Source organism: Qipengyuania vesicularis, assembly GCF_019711415.1.
GTDB classification, from domain to species: domain Bacteria; phylum Pseudomonadota; class Alphaproteobacteria; order Sphingomonadales; family Sphingomonadaceae; genus Qipengyuania; species Qipengyuania vesicularis.
Genome location: NZ_JAIGNJ010000001.1, coordinates 216,928 through 237,086, shown reverse-complemented (window position 1 = coordinate 237,086; position 20,159 = coordinate 216,928). Strand labels below are relative to the sequence as shown.

At 61.8% G+C, this 20,159-nt stretch carries 18 protein-coding genes; 6 read left to right on the top strand and 12 right to left on the bottom strand.

All coding sequences use genetic code 11. The features are described from left to right. Window positions 1–8 precede the first annotated feature (8 nt). The gene (locus K3146_RS01180; RefSeq protein WP_221544387.1) at window positions 9–2,888 is read left to right on the top strand and encodes a M16 family metallopeptidase; all 2,880 of its coding nucleotides are present in this window, start codon (window positions 9–11) and stop codon (window positions 2,886–2,888) included. A 70-nt stretch (window positions 2,889–2,958) separates the two neighbouring features. Here K3146_RS01180 and K3146_RS01175 read toward each other — a convergent pair whose 3' ends face one another. Next, window positions 2,959–5,181, bottom strand: a complete 2,223-nt coding sequence (locus K3146_RS01175) for a TonB-dependent receptor (protein ID WP_221544386.1) — start codon at window positions 5,179–5,181, stop codon at window positions 2,959–2,961. A 290-nt stretch (window positions 5,182–5,471) separates the two neighbouring features. Here K3146_RS01175 and purS point away from each other — a divergent pair, with 290 nt between their 5' ends. Together purS and purQ are read left to right on the top strand one after the other, a co-directional pair. Continuing rightward, entirely contained in the window at window positions 5,472–5,705 is a 234-nt protein-coding gene (gene purS / locus K3146_RS01170; protein ID WP_221544385.1) for a phosphoribosylformylglycinamidine synthase subunit PurS, read from the top strand. After that, window positions 5,705–6,382, top strand: coding sequence for a phosphoribosylformylglycinamidine synthase subunit PurQ (gene purQ / locus K3146_RS01165; RefSeq protein ID WP_221544384.1), 678 nt, complete (start codon window positions 5,705–5,707; stop codon window positions 6,380–6,382). The genes purS and purQ overlap by 1 nt, the downstream gene beginning before the upstream one ends. A 6-nt stretch (window positions 6,383–6,388) precedes the next feature. Here the strand turns inward: purQ and K3146_RS01160 are convergent, their stop codons facing one another. The 4 genes from K3146_RS01160 to K3146_RS01145 form a co-directional block, all read right to left on the bottom strand. Beyond that, window positions 6,389–8,698 carry a putative bifunctional diguanylate cyclase/phosphodiesterase gene (locus K3146_RS01160; protein WP_221545180.1) on the bottom strand — a complete coding sequence of 770 codons (2,310 nt, stop codon included), beginning with the start codon at window positions 8,696–8,698 and terminating at the stop codon, window positions 6,389–6,391. Window positions 8,699–8,810: 112 nt separating this feature from the next. After that, window positions 8,811–9,182, bottom strand: coding sequence for a GFA family protein (locus tag K3146_RS01155; RefSeq protein ID WP_221544383.1), 372 nt, complete (start codon window positions 9,180–9,182; stop codon window positions 8,811–8,813). Beyond that, a complete protein-coding gene (gene glmS, locus K3146_RS01150; RefSeq protein ID WP_221544382.1) occupies window positions 9,182–11,005 on the bottom strand; it encodes a glutamine--fructose-6-phosphate transaminase (isomerizing) in 1,824 nt (607 codons plus the stop codon). Before glmS ends, K3146_RS01155 begins: the two co-directional genes overlap by 1 nt. A gap of 54 nt (window positions 11,006–11,059) precedes the next feature. Next, window positions 11,060–11,962: a DMT family transporter gene (locus K3146_RS01145; protein WP_221544381.1), complete on the bottom strand. Its 903-nt coding sequence runs from the start codon at window positions 11,960–11,962 to the stop codon at window positions 11,060–11,062. Between the two features lie 190 nt (window positions 11,963–12,152). Here K3146_RS01145 and K3146_RS01140 point away from each other — a divergent pair, with 190 nt between their 5' ends. Then, entirely contained in the window at window positions 12,153–13,682 is a 1,530-nt protein-coding gene (locus tag K3146_RS01140) for a TadA family conjugal transfer-associated ATPase (RefSeq protein ID WP_221544380.1), read from the top strand. Window positions 13,683–13,686: 4 nt separating this feature from the next. On the opposite strand, the gene K3146_RS01135 is transcribed toward K3146_RS01140, so the two are convergent. Continuing rightward, window positions 13,687–13,911 carry a hypothetical protein gene (locus tag K3146_RS01135; RefSeq protein ID WP_247710974.1) on the bottom strand — a complete coding sequence of 75 codons (225 nt, stop codon included), beginning with the start codon at window positions 13,909–13,911 and terminating at the stop codon, window positions 13,687–13,689. Window positions 13,912–14,046: 135 nt separating this feature from the next. Between K3146_RS01135 and K3146_RS01130 the strand changes: the two genes are divergently transcribed. Together K3146_RS01130 and K3146_RS01125 are read left to right on the top strand one after the other, a co-directional pair. Next, window positions 14,047–14,178, top strand: a complete 132-nt coding sequence (locus K3146_RS01130; protein ID WP_221544378.1) for an entericidin A/B family lipoprotein — start codon at window positions 14,047–14,049, stop codon at window positions 14,176–14,178. A 12-nt stretch (window positions 14,179–14,190) separates the two neighbouring features. Further along, window positions 14,191–14,322, top strand: a complete 132-nt coding sequence (locus K3146_RS01125; protein WP_221544377.1) for an entericidin A/B family lipoprotein — start codon at window positions 14,191–14,193, stop codon at window positions 14,320–14,322. Window positions 14,323–14,373: 51 nt separating this feature from the next. Here the strand turns inward: K3146_RS01125 and K3146_RS01120 are convergent, their stop codons facing one another. The 6 genes from K3146_RS01120 to K3146_RS01095 form a co-directional block, all read right to left on the bottom strand. Continuing rightward, the gene (locus K3146_RS01120; RefSeq protein WP_221544376.1) at window positions 14,374–14,964 is read right to left on the bottom strand and encodes a DUF938 domain-containing protein; all 591 of its coding nucleotides are present in this window, start codon (window positions 14,962–14,964) and stop codon (window positions 14,374–14,376) included. Further along, complete coding sequence (locus tag K3146_RS01115; protein WP_221544375.1) at window positions 14,961–16,511, bottom strand: fatty acid--CoA ligase; 1,551 nt, start codon at window positions 16,509–16,511, stop codon at window positions 14,961–14,963. Before K3146_RS01115 ends, K3146_RS01120 begins: the two co-directional genes overlap by 4 nt. Window positions 16,512–16,567: 56 nt before the next feature. Continuing rightward, on the bottom strand, window positions 16,568–17,020 hold the full coding sequence (locus K3146_RS01110; protein ID WP_221544374.1) for an ABA4-like family protein: 453 nt from the start codon (window positions 17,018–17,020) through the stop codon (window positions 16,568–16,570). Window positions 17,021–17,030: 10 nt separating this feature from the next. Then, a complete protein-coding gene (locus K3146_RS01105; RefSeq protein WP_221544373.1) occupies window positions 17,031–17,726 on the bottom strand; it encodes an NAD(P)H-binding protein in 696 nt (231 codons plus the stop codon). Then, a complete protein-coding gene (locus K3146_RS01100; protein ID WP_221544372.1) occupies window positions 17,719–18,879 on the bottom strand; it encodes a deoxyguanosinetriphosphate triphosphohydrolase in 1,161 nt (386 codons plus the stop codon). Before K3146_RS01100 ends, K3146_RS01105 begins: the two co-directional genes overlap by 8 nt. 154 nt (window positions 18,880–19,033) lie before the next feature. Next, window positions 19,034–20,158 (bottom strand): S8 family serine peptidase, encoded by a 1,125-nt coding sequence (locus K3146_RS01095; protein WP_221544371.1) that lies wholly within the window; start codon window positions 20,156–20,158, stop codon window positions 19,034–19,036. Window position 20,159: the final 1 nt, after the last annotated feature.

The window sequence follows — 20,159 nt, the reverse complement described above, 5'->3', positions numbered from 1 at the left end:
ACGCACGAATGAAACGCAAACACATCACCCACCTCCTTGCCGTCCTGCCCCTGCTGGCGCTCGGCATGCCCTACCTGGCCTCGGCCCAGGATGAAGCGGCAGTCACATCGACGACACAGAATGGCGAAACGCCATGGGGCATCCCCATCTACGATGTACCGGCCGACGCTGATGTGCGCTTCGGCGTGCTCGAGAACGGGATGAAATACGCCATCCTCAGGAATGAGACGCCGGAAGATACTGCGGTCGTCCGCTTCGGTTTCGACGTGGGCTGGATCGACGAACGCGACAATGAGCTGGGCCTCGCCCATCTTGTCGAACACATGGCGTTCAACGGCTCGACCAACATCCCCGAAGGCGAGATGGTCAAGCTTCTCGAACGGCTGGGGCTTGCATTCGGCGCAGACACCAACGCTTCAACTGGGTTCGAAGACACGATCTACAAGCTCGACCTCCCACGGGTAGATGAAGAACTGGTCGACACAGCGCTGATGCTGATGCGCGAGACGGCGTCGGAACTCACCATTACGGACGAGGCTGTCGACCGTGAGCGCGGAATCATCCAGTCGGAGACCCGCACGCGCAACAATTTCACCATTCGGCGCTTCAAGGACTACTTCAAGTTCGTATCGCCCGACACGCTTTATGCGCAGCGTTTCCGAGCCGACGGGACGGTTGAGAATATCGACGCCGCGCCTGGGTCGGTGGTTCGCGATCTCTATCGCCGCTACTATCGCCCCGACAATGCCACGCTCGTCTTCGTCGGCGACATTGATCCCGACGAGATCGAGGCCAAGATCGTCGAGAGATTCGCCAGCTGGCAGGCGCCAGAACAACCTATCGAGCGGGTGAAGAAGGGCCTGATCGACCTCGAACGCGGGCCGGCAGCAGGCAATTTCGTGGATCCGGACGTGCAGTATTACGTCACGATCGACCGCTTCGCTCCCTATCGCGAGCGCGAGGCGACCATTGCGCAATTGCGCCAGGACTACTTGGTCGATCTCGGCAACCGGATGCTCAACCGCAGGCTCCAGAAGATTGCCAACAGCGAAGACGCTCCGATCATCAGCGGTGCAGTCAGTTCTTCCGACTATTTCGATATCTATCGCCAGGCTTCCATCCGCATGCAGGCGAAGGAAGGAGAATGGGAACAGGCGTTGACCACAGGCGAGCAGGAGTGGCGGCGAGCAGTTGAGCATGGCTTCACTGTCAGCGAACTTGCCGAGCAGATGGCCAATCTCGAGAAACGCCTGAGCGATGCGGCCAGCCAGCAGGGCACACGTTCCAACCGCGCGTTGGCCGAAGGTATCCTGTCGACCGCACGTGCCGAACGCCTCTTCGTGAAACCCAGCACGCTGCTGGAGGTGTTCAAACTGATCAAGCCCGAGCTTACGCTTGAAGCAATCAACGCGGCCTTTGCCCGGCATTACCGCCTCAGCGATCCGCTGATCCACGTTTCCACCAAGGAAGAGATTGCCGACGCAGAATCGACGATCCTTGCTGCCTACGACACGTCGAGCAAGATCGCCGTGGCCGCGCCGGAGGACACCGGTGCGATCGAGTTCGCCTATACGGATCAGGGAGAACCCTCTGCAATTGTCATGGACGAGACGATCGAGGACCTCGGCATCCGCACCATCCGCTTTGCGAATAACGTCCGGCTCAACCTGAAGCCGACCGATTTCGAGGACGACCGCCTGCGATTTTCGATCCGAATGGGTTCGGGTCAGCTTGCTTTCCCTACAGGGAACATCTCGGAGGCACTGCTGCTATCCAATCTCAGCGCACAAGGCGGGCTTGGACAGCATAGCTTCGATGAGCTGCGCCAGATCTTCGCGGGTCGAAGCCTGCGCTACGGCTTCTCGGTCGATGACGATCAGTTCACCATGTCGGGTGCGATCACCATGGCGGACCTTCCTGCACAGATGCAGCTCAGCGCGGCCTTCGTGACCGACCCCGGCCTGCGACCCGAAATGATCAGCCAATGGCGCGCCGTAGTCCCTCCTTTCATGGCGCAGCTTGACGCGACGCCACAGGCCGTCGCGCAGTTTGCGGTGTCGCGCATCGTGACGGGTGGCAACCTGCGCTTCGGCATTCCGACGCAAGAGGAACTCGAATCCGTCGACGCCGAGCGCGCGCGGCGCTTGATCGCCGAGCAGTTCGCAAGCGCTCCGATAGAGATCGCGGTGGTTGGGGAATTCGACGAGCAGGGCGTCATCGATGCCGTGGCGGCGACCTTCGGAGCCCTGCCCGATCGCGCCGAAGCCTTGTCGGAATTCACGGACCGCCGAGAAGCGGCCTTCTCCGACGACCGCAGCGAGCGTGTTCTCTATCACGAGGGTGCGCCCGACCAGGCGCTGGTACTCGCCTATTGGCCGACCACCGATGACGACGATCCGCAGGAAGAAGCCACCCTGCAACTCCTTGCACGGATCATGCGCCTGGAGATGCTGGAAATCATTCGCGAGGAGCTCGGTGCGTCCTACTCCCCCGGTGCCAGGTCTTCGATGTCGGACATCTACGAGGATTATGGAACCTTCTCCACATCGGTCATCGTCGAGCCCAGCCAGGCGGAACAGGTCTTCGGCGTGATTGACGAGATCGCAGAGAGCCTGCGTTCAGGTCAGATCGATGACGATTTGCTGGACCGTGCGCGCAAGCCGCTGCTCGAACAGATCATCCAGCAGCGCAAAAACAACGGTTACTGGCTGGGCGTTGCCGATGCCGCGCAACTCGAGGCAGATCGCCTGGAGCGGGTGCGTAGCATCGAGGCGCGCTACAAGGGTGTGACGGTCGAGATGTTGCAGGCGGCTGCCCAGCGCTATCTCGATCCAGCGCAGGCGCTGCGCATCCGTGTCGTTCACTCTTCCTTGGCGGAGAAGGAATAGGTTCATCGTGCTTAGAAAAGGGGCCGCGGGGTGATTGCCCCCGCGGCCCCTTAAGCTGGACTGCGTCCGATCAGTAGTTGAAACGGACCGAGATACCGATAACGCGCGGATCGTTCACGAAGCCGGTATTGTTGTTGAAGTCGATGCCGCCCTTCACATTATCCTCATCGGTAATGTTACGAGCGAAAACAGCCACTTCGACGCTGTCGTCATAGGCAGCATAGCCGATCCGGAGACCGCCCTCGATCTGGTTGTCGGCGTTGAACTCCAGGCTCTCGTAGAGGAAGAAGTTCGTCGCACCCTGGTAGGTCCAGTCGGTGTAGAAGAACACTTCGCCATCGTCCCCGAACGGGATGCCGTAGCGGGCCGATACGTCGGCGATCCACTCGGGCGCATTCGGGAAGGGGTTGCCATCCACGAGAGCGCGATCGGTCCCGCCGATATCGACCACCGGATCGAGCACGGTGCACTGCGCGCAGATACCGACCGCGAGGTCGCCGTCCTGGATCTTGGTGTTGTTGTAGCTCGCACCCGCAGTGACAAGGAAGTCGGGCGTGATCTGGAATGCGCTATCCAGTTCGAAGCCGTAGCCGCGACCCTTGTTCGCATTGACGAGCTGGACAAAGTTGCCGCCACCGCCGATCGCGGAGAACTGCGGATCCTCGATCGTGTAATAGTAGCCGGCGAGGTTGAACCGAACACGGCGATCGGCCAGTTCGGTTTTCAGACCCGCCTCGTAGCTCATGATCTTCTCGCTGTCGGCCACCGAAGGCGCTGCGAAGAAGGCCACGTCACGGCCCTGGATGGTCGGAGCGCGGAAACCGCTGGCGACGCGGGCGTAGAGGCTCGCATCGGCGCTCAGCTCGTAGAATGCAGCCAGGTCCCAGCTGATACGCTCGTCCGACACCGAGCGAGCCTGCGGATCGGCAGCATCGCGAACGAAGAAGTCCTTCTCGTCCTCGGTGTAACGCAGGCCGCCGGTCAGCTTGAGAGCTTCGGTCACTTCACCCGTGACCTGGCCGAACAGGGCCCAGCTGTCATTGGTGTGGTTGACCGTGACGGGCGGCGGGAAGTTGAACCCGACCGTGGTCACGTCGAAGTCGCTGCTGAAGTAGAAGCCGCCGACCTGCCATTCGATCGGGCCGCCGCTGGCTGAAGCAAGGCGAATTTCCTGCGTGAACTGGTCGAGAACAATCGAGTCCTGCGAATCTGACGGAAATGGGATGAAACCCGGTCCGTCGACGAGGTTGCCCCCGTCGATATCGCCGCGGCTCGAGCCTTCGCTATCCGCCCAGCTCGATATGCTGGTCAGCGTTGCGAAGTCGAAATCGTAGTCCAGCTTCACGGTCGAAATTTCCGCCGTGTACTTGGCCTGGTTACCCGCGCCCGCGTCGAAGAACACGGTGTCGCGATCGTAGTTCTCGTTGAGATCGTTGCTGCCGGGGCCGAGGATGTTGGCGCGGAACAGGGTCGAAGTACCGTCGAGATCGCGGACCGAGTAGCTGCCGAGGATCGACAAGCGATCAGTCGGGGTGAACAGCACCTGCGCGCGGCCGGCGATGTCGCTGTAGGCGCCGAGCGCGTCTTCCTCGCCGGTGAAGCCATTGTCCACCCAGTCATCGCGTTGCTGCCAAAGGCCCGAGAGGCGAACCGAGAGCATGCCGGGAAGCACGGGGACGGTCACGCCGCCATCGATCGCGACCGAACCGAAGCTGCCGTAGCTTGCCGAACCGCGCACAGCGAATTCGTCGCCCGGCTTGGTGGTGTCGATCTTGACGATACCGGCCGGCGTGTTGCGTCCAAAGAGCGTGCCCTGCGGTCCGCGCAGGACTTCGATGCGTTCAACGTCGAAGATCGGGAAGCTCTTGAGCGTCACGTTTTCAAGGACAACCTCGTCCATGACGACCGAAACCGGCTGCGATGCAGCAAGGTCGAAATCGGTGTTGCCGAGGCCGCGGATATAGAAGCGCGGGGCGGCACGGCCATTCGAGCTCTCAACGAAGAGACCCGGCACGCGCGCGGCAAGCGCAGTGACATCGGCACCGGCATCGAAGATTGTCTGCGCAGCGTCTGCAGAAATCGTGGCCGCCGAAATCGGAACTGTCTGGAGGTTTTCCTCGCGGCGGTTCGCGGTCACGACGATGACATCGAGAGCACCTTCGTCGGCCTGTTCGGCGCCAGGGGCTTCGCTGTCGGAACTGTCGACGGTGTCCTGCGCCAATGCAGGGCTTGCAAAGGCGAGCGCCAGCGTGCTGGCAGAGATGAGGCGGAGAGAAAGGGAGCGGTCAATCATGGGATTTGTAATCCTTTTGGCCCGACGCCTTTTGCTTGGGCACGGGTTGGTGGGATGGAGGGAGTGAATTGACGCGGCCCCTGTAGCCGAAATGCCGCATAATTCGAGTCGCAAGACCGCAGAACTGCGCGGATTTCCGGGATTGTGGCATCGTGGTTACATCGACCAAATGTGACAAGGGAAGCTATCACGCTGTCCCCGCGCGACTTTCCGCTGCCGCTTGCCCTCTCGCGCCTCACACGGCATAGGCGCGGCGCAAGACCAAGCCTGAGCAAACCGAAAGGTCGCCCATGAAGATTCGCGTTCTCGTAAGCCTCAAGCCCGGCGTGCTCGACCCGCAAGGCCGCGCCGTCCACCATGCGCTGGAAGGGCTTGGCTTCAAGGGCGTCGACGATGTGCGGATAGGTCGCACGGTCGAGCTCGACGTGGCCGACGAAACGAGTGACGAAGCGCTGACCGAAATGTGCGAGAAGCTGCTCGCGAACACGGTGATCGAGAACTACAAGATCGAGAAGCTGGGCTGATGGCGTTCCGTTCGGCTGTCATCACCTTCCCCGGTTCGAACTGCGACCGCGACATGGCGGTGGCGCTCGAACAGGTTTCCGGGACAGCACCCCTGCGCGTATGGCACGGCGATGCCGAACTGCCTGAGGGGCTCGACTTCATCGCGCTGCCTGGCGGGTTTTCCTATGGCGATTACCTGCGTTCGGGCGCGATGGCGGCGAACAGCCCGATCATGCGCGAAGTGATCCGTGCCGCTGATCGCGGCGTTCCGGTCCTGGGTGTCTGCAACGGGTTCCAGGTCTTGACGGAAGCGCGGCTGCTTCCGGGTGCACTGATGCGCAACGCCAGCCAGCATTTCATCTGCCGCACTGTCGGCCTCAAGGTCGAGAATGCGCAGTCCCTGTTTACCCAAGGCTACGATGCGGGGCAGAAAATCCAGATCCCCGTCGCGCATCACGACGGCAACTATTTTGCCGACGAGGAAACGCTCGACCGGCTCGAAGGCGATGGCCGCGTTGCCTTCCGTTACACCGAGAATTGCAACGGTTCGCGCCGCGATATCGCGGGTGTGCTGAACAAGTCGGGTAATGTGCTCGGCATGATGCCTCACCCTGAGCGAGCGGTCGACGCCGCCCATGGCGGGACGGATGGCATTGCCCTGTTCGAAGGTGCGATGAAGGCGCTCGCGAGCGCCTGATCCGGCTCAGGCGCGTTTGCGCGAGCCGGCGCGGGCGACGATCTTGCAAGCATCTTCGGCCGGCATCGGACGGCCGAAGTGGAAACCCTGGATCTTGTTGCAGCCGAGACGGCGGATCATTTCTGCTTCGTCATCATTCTCGACGCCTTCTGCCGTCGTAGTCATGCCGAGACTATCCGCCATTGCCACCACTGCGCGAATGATCGCGAGGCTTTCCGGGCTGTCTTGTGCAGCACCTTGGACGAAGGTCCGGTCGACCTTGATGGTCGTGAACTTCAATTTGCGCAGGTATCCCAGCGAAGAATAGCCCGTGCCGAAGTCGTCCAGCGCGACCGAGCAGCCCAGCGCCATGCACTGCTCCAGCGCATTGCGCGCGACATTGGCATCGCGCATGAAGATGCTCTCGGTCACTTCGATCTCGAGGCGGCGCGGGTCGAGCCCGCTATGCGACAGCGCCCGGACCACCGTTCCGGCAAAGTCCGGCTCGACCAGCTGTTCGGGCGAAACGTTGATGTTGACCTTCACATGTTCGGGCCAGTTGCGCGCGGCTTCGCGGCAAGCTTCCTGCATCACCCAGGTGCCGATCGGCACGATCAGGCGCGTGTCTTCTGCCAGCGGGATGAACTTGCCAGGACTGACGAAGCCGTGCTCTTCGCTGTTCCAACGGACGAGCGCCTCAAAGCTGACAAGTTCTTCGGTATGCGCATCCACCACCGGCTGATAGTGCAGCACGAACTCTTTTTTCTCGAGCGCATGGCGCAAGGCAAATTCCAGCACGCGCCGTTCCTCCGCATTGGAATGAAGCGCGGGCTCGTATTCGAAATGGCTTCCGCCGCCCTCGTCCTTGGCGCGATACAGCGCTAGGTCTGCATTCCGCAGCAGTTCCTCGACTTTCGATCCGTCACGTGGACCGATGCAGGAACCGACGCTGGCTCCGACATAGAGCACCTGGTTGTCGACGTGATAGGGCGCGGAAAGCGAGGAGATGATCGCCTTGGCAAGCGTGTCGACCCGGCGCCGATCGCTCGCATCGCGAATGACCACGGCAAATTCGTCACCGCCCAGGCGACCACACATCTCGCCTTCGTTCATGAGCGGCGTAAGGCGCGAAGCGACATGCGCCAGCAGCCTGTCACCGACCAGGTGGCCAAGGGAATCGTTGACCGCCTTGAACCGATCCAGATCTATCATCAGCAGGGCGCAGCGCGTGCGCCATTGATCGGCATAGGTAAGCGCAGCAGACAGCGATTCATTGATTTGTAGGCGGTTGGGCAGCTGCGTTAGCGTATCGTAACGCGCGAGGTATTCGATCTTCTTGCTGCTCTCGCGCTGCGTCGTGACGTCGGACCCCACGCCGCGGAAACCAAGCCATTTGCCGTCTTCATCATAGGTCGGCGTGCCCGACAGCTCCCACCAGCGTGTCTGGCCGTTGACCAGTGCCTTGACGGTAAGGTTAGAGAAGCTCTCCTTGCCCTTCAGGCGATCGGCAAGCTCGTGAAGGCTGGCGGGGAAGTTGCCCGACTTCCAGCTGTCGCCGGAGATGAGCTGCAAGAGCGGCTTGCCCTCGACCTGAGAGGACTCCCGACCCAGGGCGAATGCCAACCGCGGGCTGACGTTGTGGAGACGGCGCTTGGTATCGATCTGCCACAACCAGTCTGCCTGACCGTCCTCGAATTCGCGCAGCAGCATCGAGACGGTTTCGCTCTTCTCGTTCATCTCGATTTCGGCGAGCCGTGCGCCGATGGACATGCGAGCGGTTTCGATCACGCCAAAGCAGGCAAAGATGCCGCTAGCCAGCATGATGGCCGCGAGGCCGTGGTTGAAGGTCCCGATGGCGGCAGCAAGAGCCCCGGCGGTCATTGTAAGCGAGAAGGCAATCGTGCTGAGGGGCGCGCTGTAACGGCTGACCGAGCTTGCCAGGATCAGGAACGCGAGCACTGCCCACATCTCGGCGAGATGCGTGCCAGCCCCGGAGAAGGCCAGGATGCACAGACCGGCCGACCAGACGAGGCCCTTGAGTCCACTCGCGATCGCGTGATTGCGAATCTCGTCTGACGTGAAATCACGTTCGTCCGCATCCCGCATGACGCGGTCGAGAAAGTAGGAGCACCCTACGGTGAAAGCGAGGGCTACTCCCCAGACCGACAGGAGCGTGGCAGAGACCGACTGGTAGCAGAACCAGACGAGCGTGAGTGCGGCGAAGATATTGATGATTACCCTCACCCCGGAGCGTCGGGTGACGAGTGCATACTGCCTGCCGAATACGCGAGCGAAATCGAGACCCTCGGGTTGTTGCAACCCGACGATTTGCCGCATCGTCAGCGGCGCGTCTCCAAAGGACGGCACGATCTTCGTCTCGCTCACCCTTCGCGGATTACGCGGGAAAGGTTATTTACGGGTAAAGGGAGCAGCCGATCCGGACGAACTTCTAGTCCTGCAAACCGGAATGTGCATCTTCCCAGTTACGTCCATCGAAATGACTGATTTCATGTGCGATATCTTCTTGTCCATCGACACAGTGCCAATGGACACTCCAGCAATCCGGGTGCGATCGGGGCTGGTAGAAGCTCTTGATCCCGCAGCTCGAGCAAAACAGATGCTCGGCGCTGCGCGTGCCGAAACGGTAAGACAAGAGCATATCCGCCCCGCGCAGCAACTCGAAGTCCGCATGCGGCACGAAGAGGTGCAGGAAGCCTGTCATGCTGCAGATCGAACAGTTGCAGGCAAGAAGCTCCGCCGGCGGCTCGATCTTCGCCGCAAAACGGACGGCTCCGCAGTGACAGCCGCCCTCGATCCGCATCACTCCACCGTAACCGACTTCGCAAGGTTGCGAGGCTGATCCACATCGGTCCCCTTCACGCAGGCGACATGGTAGGCGAGGAGTTGCACCGGAATGGCGTATACGAGTGGTGCGATCAGCGGGTGGACGCGCGGCATTTCGATCGTGGCGAGGCAACCCTCGCCAGCCTCTTCGAGGCCTTTCGCATCCGAGATGAGCACGATCTGTCCGCCGCGCGCGCGCACTTCTTCCATGTTCGAAATACTCTTCTCGAACAGCGGACCCGAGGGTGCGAGGACAATCACAGGCACATCATCGTCGATCAGCGCGATCGGGCCGTGCTTCATCTCTCCGCTGGCATAGCCCTCCGCGTGTATATAGCTGATTTCCTTGAGTTTCAGCGCACCTTCCATGGCGAGAGGATAGTCGGGACCACGACCAAGGTAGAGCACGTCGCGTGCGGGGGCGATCAGGTGCGCCATGCTTGCGATATCGTCGTCATGGTCGAGCGCCGCATTGAGGCAAGCGGGTGCCTCGAGCAGGTGCGCAACCACTTCCTGCTCCTCCTCGCGGCTCATCAATCCCTTCTTGACCGCCATGTGCACGGCCAGCGCTGCGAGGACAGCGAGTTGGCATGTAAATGCCTTGGTCGAGGCGACACCGATCTCCGGACCAGCGTGTGTCGGCAGCAGCAGGTCTGCCTCGCGGGCCATCGTGCTGGTCGGCACATTGACGATGACGCCGATGGTCTGGCCGTGTTCCTTGCAGTGACGCAGCGCCGCCAGCGTGTCCGCTGTCTCGCCGCTCTGCGAGATGAACAGCGCAAGTCCGCCCTCTTCAAGCACCGGCTCGCGATAGCGGAATTCGGAAGCCACATCGATATCGACAGGAACGCGGGCGAACTGTTCGAACCAGTATTTGGCCACCATGCCTGCATAAAACGAAGTCCCGCAGGCGACGATCGTAACGCGTTTGATGCTTGAAATGTCGAAATCGAACTGCGGCAGCGCCACCGAATTGTCCGACTGGCGCAGGTAAGAGCCCAGCGTCTGCGCGACGACGGTCGGCTGCTCGAAGATCTCCTTCTGCATGAAGTGGCGGTAATTGCCCTTCTCGACCGCGGCCGCGGATGCGCCTGACGTGCGGACTTCGCGGGTCACTTCGTCGCCGTTCTCGTCCCGGATAGTGGCACCATCCTGGCGGACAACGACCCAGTCGCCCTCTTCGAGATAGGAGATCTGCTGGGTCAGCGGGGCGAGCGCCAACGCATCCGAACCGAGATAGGTTTCACCCTCGCCATATCCGACCACCAGGGGCGACCCACGCCGTGCACCGATTACGATTTCAGGGTGGTCGCGAAACACCATGGCGAGCGCAAAGGCACCTCGCAGGCGGGGCAGGACATTGGCCACCGCCTCTTCGGGGCTTTCGCCGCTCTCGACCCTGCGCGAGACGAGATGAGCGACGACCTCGCTGTCCGTGTCGCTCTCAAGCTTGCGGCCATCCTCCGTCAGCTCGGCGCGCAATTCCTTGTAATTCTCGATGATGCCGTTGTGGACCAGGGCGACATGGTCGGTGGCGTGTGGGTGTGCATTGCTGGCCGTGGGCGCACCGTGTGTCGCCCAGCGCGTATGCGCGATACCGATCTTGCCTGGCGCGGGGCTTTCGGCAAGCTCCGCGACCAGGTTGCCGAGTTTACCTTCCGCTCTGCGGCGAACCAGCTCGCCATCGTGGATGGTGCAGATGCCTGCACTGTCATAACCACGATATTCCATGCGTTTGAGACCGTCGACCAGCCGGTCTGCTACCGATTCCTTGCCGACGATACCGATAATTCCGCACATGCTTGTCGATCCCTTGTAAGTCGCTCTGAAGCCTTAGCGCAAAGGCGTAGGCGATCAATCGGTAGCAGCGGATGCAGGTTCCCTCGGCGTCGTCCACCACAAAAGCAGGCCTGCCCCAATAATGATCGCTGCCCCCACCAGGGTTAGCAGGTCCGGAACATCGCCGAACCACCACCAGCCCATGAATGTCGCTACCAGCATCTGCACATAGGTGGTGGGCGCGATGGTTGCGGCACCGGCGCGCTGCGTCCCGATATAGGCGAGCCAGTGGGCGGCGCTGGCCGTGACGGCAACGACCGCACAGCGCGCCGCAATGGTCCAGTCGGGCACGGTCAGGCGCAAGCTCTCCACGCCGGAGAAATGACCTGCGGTCGCGGCGAGGATGAGCACGGGCATGGCCCCGATCTGCATGAAGACCTGCATGGACATGGCGCTGCCCTGCCCCGCGCTCGCGCGGTTGGCGATGATCATCGATGCAAAGAAGAAGGCCGAGAGGAGCGGGAGCAAAGCAACCCAGCCGAGTTCCGCGAGATTCGGCCTCAGCACCAGCACGACACCCGACAGCGCGATCATCGACGCCACCCAGACCGCCGGTCGAACCTTCTCGCCAAGCAGCGGTCCGCTCAGCAGGGCAACGATCACGGGTGACACGAAGGCCAGCGCCATGGCCGTGGCCAGCGGCATCACGAAAATGGCTGAGAAGAAACACAGGGACGCCGCCGCAAGGCAGATGCCCCGCACTGCCTGCAGGCGTGGATTGAGCGGACGGAATGCCGCCCTTCCCTCGTTCAGCCCCAAGAGTAATGACAAGCCCGCTGCCCCCAAAGCAAAGCGAATGGCCGCAACGCCCAAGGGAGAGAATTCGCCAGCCATCGACTTGATGACTGCATCGCCGACGCTGAGTAGCGCAAAGCCACACAGAGCGATCAGGATGCCGCTTCGTTCGGATGGCTGCATGGTTTGAGGTCGTCTCTTTTCGGGGATAATCGGGAGAGCTTGCGCTTCGGGCCAAAGCGAAGCCGGATCAAGCGCCGGGTTAGGAAAAAATCAAGGTTTCCTTCTTATTCACCAAACACGCAAACGCGAACTTCGCCGTCTTTCGGGCAGGTGGAGCGCGCCACGAATTTATCACCTCGGGGGTTATGCAATGAGTGCATTCGGGCGGAAAAACGGACCGGCGGGTATGGGCGCCGGGGCTCGTCCGCAATTTGGTGTAGCTCGCCCGATGCAGGGTGGCGGTGATTCCTCGGAGAAGGACGAGAAAGCCGAAGGCAAGGGTGGCGAGCAATTCCCGCCCCTCCCGCAGGACGCACCTTCTGCGCCAAGCACCGGATCGGAGGCCAATGCCGAGGCGATGCAGCGCCTCTCGGATCGCATGAATGCAACCCATTCGGGCGAGTCTGAAGTCGGTGGCTTCGAGGCCAGCGTCCACAAAATCAAGGAACAGGTGCTCCCGCGCCTGCTCGAACGCGTCGACCCCGAAGCAGCGGCTACGCTGACAAAGGATGAGCTGTCGGAAGAATTCCGCCCGATCATCATGGAAGTGCTGGCCGAACTAAAGGTCACACTGAACCGCCGCGAACAGTTTGCGCTCGAGAAAGTGCTGGTCGACGAGTTGCTCGGCTTCGGCCCGCTCGAAGAGCTTCTGAACGATCCCGACGTGTCCGACATCATGGTCAACGGCCCCGACCAGACCTACGTGGAAAAGAAGGGCAAGCTGCAGATCGCGCCGATCCGTTTCCGCGACGAGACGCATCTATTCCAGATTGCCCAGCGCATCGTGAACCAGGTCGGCCGCCGCGTCGACCAGACCACGCCGCTGGCCGACGCCCGTCTTAAGGACGGTTCGCGTGTGAACGTGATCGTGCCGCCGCTTTCGCTGCGCGGTACCGCGATCTCGATTCGTAAGTTTTCCGAGAAGCCGATCACGCTCGACATGCTCCAGGGCTTCGGCTCGATGAGCGAGAAGATGTGTACCGCGCTTAAGATTGCCGGCGCGTGCCGCATGAACATCGTCATCTCGGGCGGTACGGGTTCGGGTAAGACGACCATGCTCAACGCCCTGTCGAAGATGATCGATCCGGGCGAGCGCGTGCTCACCATCGAGGATGCCGCCGAACTTCGCCTGCAGCAGCCGCACTGGCTGCCGCTGGAAACGCGTCCGCCGAACCTTGAAGGCCAGGGTGCCATCACCATCGGCGACCTCGTGAAGAACGCCCTGCGTATGCGTCCTGACCGCATCATCTTGGGCGAAATCCGTGGCGCGGAATGTTTCGACCTTCTCGCCGCCATGAACACGGGCCACGACGGTTCGATGTGTACGCTTCACGCCAACAGCCCGCGTGAGTGCCTCGGCCGTATGGAAAACATGATCCTGATGGGCGACATCAAGATCCCGAAGGAAGCCATCTCGCGCCAGATCGCGGAATCGGTCGACCTCATCGTGCAGGTGAAGCGCCTTCGCGACGGTTCGCGCCGTACTACCGACATCACCGAGGTGATCGGCATGGAAGGCGACGTGATCGTGACGCAGAACCTGTTCAAGTTCGAGTATCTGGACGAGAGCGAGGACGGCAAGATCCTCGGCGAGTTCCGCTCGAGCGGCCTGCGTCCCTATACGCTGGAAAAAGCCCGCCAGTTCGGCTTCGACCAAGCGTATCTGGAAGCGTGTCTCTAAGAGACTAGCCCTGCAACATGCCCGGTACGGCGACGGCCAGCAGGCCGCCGCCGACCACCACGCAGGTCAGGAAAAGCCCAGTCCACGGCACCCACCCGACCCCGTGCAGGCTGGCACGCTTAAGCCGCCTTCGCTCCATCAACAGCGCGAATCCGGCAAGCAGCAAGAAGCCTCCGCCCCACAAGGCGAGGATGGCCGCATCGCTGGCGAAGGTCAGGAATTCATGCATTGCGCGCGCCATATGGTGCTACCGGGCACCAACGCCAAGCCCACATGGAGGCTTGCCCGCCAAGGAACCGCGATTATAGCAAGGCGTTGTTAACCTCCAGAAGGCCACCAACGGGCGCTTCGGGAAGGAACACCCATGATCAAGAAGCTACTTATCGCTTTCGGAATTACATCGATGAGCCTCGCTGCCACCGCCTGCAACACCGTGCAGGGCTTCGGTGAAGACGTGGAATCGGTCGGTGAAGCCGGTGAGGAAGCGATCAACTAAGGATCGGTTCAAATGACCAAGAAAATCACTGTTCTTCTTTCGGTTCTGACGATGTCGGTGGTGGTGGCCGGCTGTAACACCGTCAAGGGATTCGGCGAGGACGTCCAGTCCGTCGGCCGTGCCGGAGAAGAAGCGATCGACTAACCTCACGGTCAGTCGACAGGAAAGCGCCCGCCCTTACCGGCGGGCGTTTTGCTATCGGCGGTATACCAGCATCAGATTGTTGGCGGGCATCTCATGGCGGGCACTGCGGGCAAAGCCGGTACGGTCCGCCAGCTCATCAAGCGCGGCGACATTGCGGATGCCCCACTCCGGATTGCGGCTCCTGAGGCTTTCGTCGAAGGCGAGATTTGAAGGAGCCGTTTCGACCTCGTCCTCAAAATACGGGCCATAGGTGATCAGGGGCGAGCCGGCTTCGAGCAAGCGGCTTGCACCTGCAAACAGCCCCTCTGTGGCAGCCCAAGGGCTGATGTGGATCATGTTGATGCACACCACTGCATCGGCGCGGTGGACTGGCCAATTCGGCTCGCGCACATCGAGTTCGAGCGGTTGGCGCAGGTTCTCGAACCCTGCCTCTTCGGTCCAGGACGCGATCGATTGAAGCGCGTCGATGTCAGGATCACTCGGCTGCCACTCGATTCCGGGAAAGCGGCGCGCCATGAAAACTGCGTGCTCGCCCGTCCCGCTGGCAATTTCGAGAACCAGCCCGGTTTCGGGCAATTCCCGCGCCAGCACCTCCGCTATTGCATCGGAATTGCGCGCCGTTGCGGGCGCGTAGCGCTTCAATTCACCTGCCTCTCACGCCCCTCCCAATAAGGTGCGCGAAGGTCCTTGCGCAGGATCTTGCCACTGGCGTTGCGCGGCATGGCATCGATCACGTCTATGCTCTTGGGGACCTTGAAACCTGCTAGCCGTTCCTTGGTCCAGGCGATGATCGATCCCTCGTCAATCTCTTGTCCGGGCTTGGCGACGACGCAGGCCTTAACGGCCTCGCCCCACGTATCGTCGGGAACTCCGATTACCGCCACTTCGGCGATAGCGGGATGTCCGTAGATCGCACTTTCGACCTGCGCAGGATAGACGTTCTCCCCGCCCGAGATGATCATGTCCTTCATTCGGTCCTGGATGAAAACATAGCCATCCTCGTCCATGTAGGCGGCATCGCCCGTGTGCATCCAGCCATCGACCAGCGAGCTTTCGGTCGCTTCGGGAAGATTCCAGTAGCAGGCCATGTTGGACGGGCTCTTGCAGAGCAGCTCGCCCACTTCGCCGCGAGGCAGTTCTTCGCCATCTTCTCCAATCACCTTGAGCTCGGCGCCGGGCACTGCCCTGCCCGCCGATTTCATCCGCTGGTTCCCTTCGAGATCGTGGTCGTCAGGCGGCAGGATCGCGATCGTGCCCGTCGTTTCCGTCATGCCGTAGCACTGGATGAAGCCGGCATCGGGAATGGTCTTCACCGCCTCGCGCAACAGGTCGAGTGGGATCGGCGCGGCGCCGTACATCACATATTTGATGGCCGACATGTCAGTAAATTTCGCGCGGGGATGCTGGACCACCATCTGCAAGGCCGCTGGCACGATGAATAGACGCGTGATGCCCTGCTCGAAAGCATCGAGAACGCCATCGGGCGTGAATTCAGCCTGCACGATGGCGCGAATGCCGCTGCCCATGGCCATGATGCCGAGACCCGTCCCGCCGATATGTGCGCATGGCATGCAGACGAGGATCGCCTCGTCCTCGGTGAAGTGCGACCATGGCTGCCCTGCCTCCTCGCTGGGGAGGCGGAGCGAGAACAAGTTGCGGTTGGTCAGCACCGCGCCCTTGGGATTTCCGGTGGTGCCCGAAGTGTAGAGCTGGAGAACGGCATCATCCGGCCCTGCAGGTTCGAAATCACTGGCGCTAGCCGCAGCGATGGCAGCCTGCGCAGCGGCAGTTGAAATCACCTCGGGGGCCTGATCCATCTGGTCGCAGGACCTGGCCGCAAGTTCCTCCAGCCCCTCGCCGACGAACAGCAGCTTCGCGCCGGTGTCGCCGAGGATATAGGCGATTTCGGGTGCAGCGAGTCGCCAGCCAATCGGTACGGTGGCGACACCAAGCCGGGCGGCCGAATAGAAAATCTCGAAATAGAGGCGCGCATTCTTGCCAAGCCATGCGATTCGGTCGCCCTTCCCAACTCCGTGGGCTTGCAGCATGGCGACGATCTGCCCGCTCCGCGCTTCGAATTCGCCGAAGGTCAGGACTTCGCCATCCTGCTCCAGCGCCACCCCGTCGGGACGCTCTTTGGCCCAGTGACGAATGAACTGGTCGAAACTGAGCTTCGGCTCTGCGGTCATTGGGGGCACTCCTCTCAGGCACCATCATGCCACGCGGCGTGCCCTGCGCAAGGACCCTATTGCCAGCGACCGCTCTGCCTTGCTCGCCGCTCTCGCACGACCAGCCATACGAACAATCCCAGCGGGCCAGCCATGAACGTGGCCAACAGTATCGGGGCCTGCAGCAATCGGGAGAAACCCTTGGCATCGGCATCGCGCGCAATCCACAGGCCGACGAAGAGATCGAATGCGAGATAGTGGATCCAGCCCACGGTCACGCCGCCGTCATTGGCGAAGATTGCCCGCACACCTTCGATGGAGCCGAAATCCAGCCCACCTTCGTAACTGCCCACGGGATCGAGCGCACCGGTCAGTATTCCGATCAGGCCGACCGAGTAGGCAAGACAGAGCATGCCTACGCCGAGATAAAGGATAGCCGAAAGTAGCGCAGGCCAGCGCGGCATCAGGATCAGTGCTGCCCAAAGGATCAGCGCCAGAAGGTTGCCTATCGAAAACACGATGTCCCACATGGCCGGTCTCCTATTCGTCGACGAGGCGCGGCAAGGTGTTCGCCGCGCGCAGGATGGCGTCGTTGTCGTGCACGAAACGCCCACGAGCCGCACGCTTGGCCAGCGCGATCGCGCCACGTGCCACCAGTTCAGCCTTGATCCCGCGGTACTGGCGGTACTTGCCGTGCATGAAGAGATTGGCGATGGGCGCAGCTGCAATACCCAGCCGCTCGCCCGTGCGCCGGTCGTTCTCGCGATGGCCGATGAGCAATCCGGGGCGCAGGATGTCGAGGCGGTTGAAGCGCATGCGCGTCAATTCGCGTTCGACCTCGCCCTTCACCTTGAGGTAGAAATTGCGCGAGGCCATGTCCGCTCCGACCGAGCTGATGGCCACAAACCGGTCGACACCGTTGTCCAGGGCCGCCCTGGCCGTGTTGAGCACCAGGTGCTGGTCGACCGCGCGGAATGCCTCTTCGTCCTCGCCGCTCTTCTTCCACGTCGTGCCAAGTGCGCAGATCACCGCCTTGGGGCGCAAGGCTTCGAATACTTCGCCCCACTTGTTCGGGTCGGCGACAAAATACTCGATGCGGATACCCTGCGGCAGCTTCGCCTCGCGCCTGCCGATCGCCTGCAGGCGGATGTCCTCGCGGCCAATGCATTCCCGCATGACCGCGCCGCCGATGAGGCCGGTCGCGCCGATCAGGCAGAGACGCAGGGGATCAGACATTCGACAGGCCTTCGGGTGCGCGCCCGTAAATCTTCCGGCATTGCTGGATGGCGAAACGGTCGGTCATGCCCGCGATGAAATCCGCAATATGACGGCTCTTGCCGGGCTCATCCTGGGGCAGGCGCGAGAGCCAATCGTCGGGCATGGTTGTCGGATCCTGCTGGTAAGCGGCAAAAAGCCGCGCCACCACATCGCGCGCCTTCTCGGCCGTGCCGATCTGTTCGGGATGGTAATAGAGCCGCTGGTACATGAATTTCTTGAGCCGCCGCTCCTCGGTGGCGATGCCGAGCGAGAAGCCCGCGAGCTGTTTCCCGGCCCCGCGAACCTCGTCGATGCTGTCCATGCCCTTCACATTGGCACGCGTATTCTCGATCACGTCGTTGACCATCAGGCCGATCTGGCTGCGGACCAGCTCGCGCAACTGGATATCGCGCGGCGCATTGGGGTACCGCTGCTCGACCTTGCGGAACTGGTCGGCAAGGAAGTCGATCTCCATCAGGTCGTCGAGCGAGAGGAACCCGGCTCGAAGACCATCGTCGATATCGTGATTGTCATAGGCGATATCATCCGCCACCGCAGCCACCTGCGCTTCGAGCGAAGGCCACTCGCCCAGCTCCAGCGGAAAGGCATCATTGACCTCTGCCAGCGCCCAGTTTGCGCCGACAATCGGTCCGTTGTGCTTCGCGAGGCCCTCCAGTGTCTCCCATGTGAGGTTGAGGCCGACATGGTCGGGATAGGGGCTCTCTAGGCGAGCAAGCGTGCGAATACCCTGCGCATTGTGGTCATAGCCACCGGCGTGGCCCATGGCCTGCTCCAGCGCCTTCTCGCCGGCGTGGCCAAAAGGCGGGTGGCCGATATCGTGCCCGAGGCAGAGCGCTTCGGTGAGATCCTCGTCCAGCCCCAATTCACGTGCGATAACGCGGCCAATCTGCGCGACCTCGATGCTATGCGTAAGCCGTGTACGATAATGGTCACCGTCGGGCGAAACGAACACCTGCGTCTTCGACCGCAGGCGGCGGAAGGCAATCGAATGGATGATCCGGTCGCGGTCGCGCTGGAACTCGCTGCGAGGCCCGCGCGCGCCTTCGCGATCTTCGGCGAATTCGCGCCCGCGCGATGCGGCGGGGTCGGCGGCGTAAGGGGCTCTCTCCATCGGTGCCAGACGCTTAGGTCAGCCGATTCCTCGCGACAACGTGAACGAAAAGCGAACCCTCCGGCTTTTCGGCAGAAAGCGCTCGGAACGGGAGCAAAAGAAGAGGCCGCGCATCATTAGACACGCGGCCCTTCGGAGGATCGACTTCAACCGATCAGTTGATGCCGATGGTGTCCGGATTTCTATCCGGATCGCCATTCACAGTTCCGCCGCTACGGATCGGACCGAGCAGCAAGAGGCCGGCCATGTGCGGGCTGGCCATCGAGGTGCCCGACAGCGTTGCGTAGCCGCCACCCTTGTAGGTCGAATAGATCGCCGAACCGGGCTCGGAATAATCGACCGGCGGATTGCCGTAGTTGGAGAAGCTCGACCAGTTGTCGCCCTGCGCGAACGAGCTGATCGTGTAGATGTTCGGGTGATTGGCCGAAGCGGGCGACTTGGTCGCAGCGTCGGTGCTTTCATTGCCGGCCGCAAGAGCGAAGCGAAGGCCGCCCTCTGCCGCAGCGATAACCGCATCGTTCAGCGCCTGGCTGAAGCCTCCGCCAAGCGACATGTTCGCCACGTCATTGGAATTGGCGATCGAAGCCGCATACTCAATCCCGGCAATCACGCCGCTCGTCGAACCCGAACCACGGCGGTCGAGCACCTTGATGCCGACCACGGTGACGCCGGGTGCAACACCCACAACGCCAATGCCATTGCCCTTGATCGCGGCAATCGTACCCGCGACGTGCGTGCCGTGGCCGTTCTGGTCATCGGCCGTCTTGTCGCGCGTGAAGTTGCGCGAAAGACCTGCATCGACGATCAGGTCGGGATGGTCGAGATCGACACCGCTGTCGATCACGAGAGCGCGGCCCGTAGCGCCGGTCTGGCCACCACCAACGCGCTCCACACCCCAGGGTGTTTCCTCAGCCGGACCGGTGCCACCGTCACCGCCACCACCGCCCGGTCCCTTGCCCGGGGGCGGAGCGCTGGTCTTGTAGACCTGGTCCTGTTCGCAATAGGCGATACGCGGGTTCTTCGCCTGCATATTGGCGACGCCCTGCGCCGAGGCGTTCACCGCGAAACCGCGGATCGTGTTCTCGTAAGTGAAGCGCACGTTTCCGGCTGCTGCATTGGCAGAGCGGCGCGCCTCGGCCTTGACCTGGCCCTTGGCCACGAGGCCCGGATTGAACACGCAAACATACTGATTTTCGATTTTTTGCGCCATGGCTGGCGTAGCAACGGCTGCTCCCGCAAGCGCAACCACGCTTGCGGTCGCAACGCGACCCAATTTCATT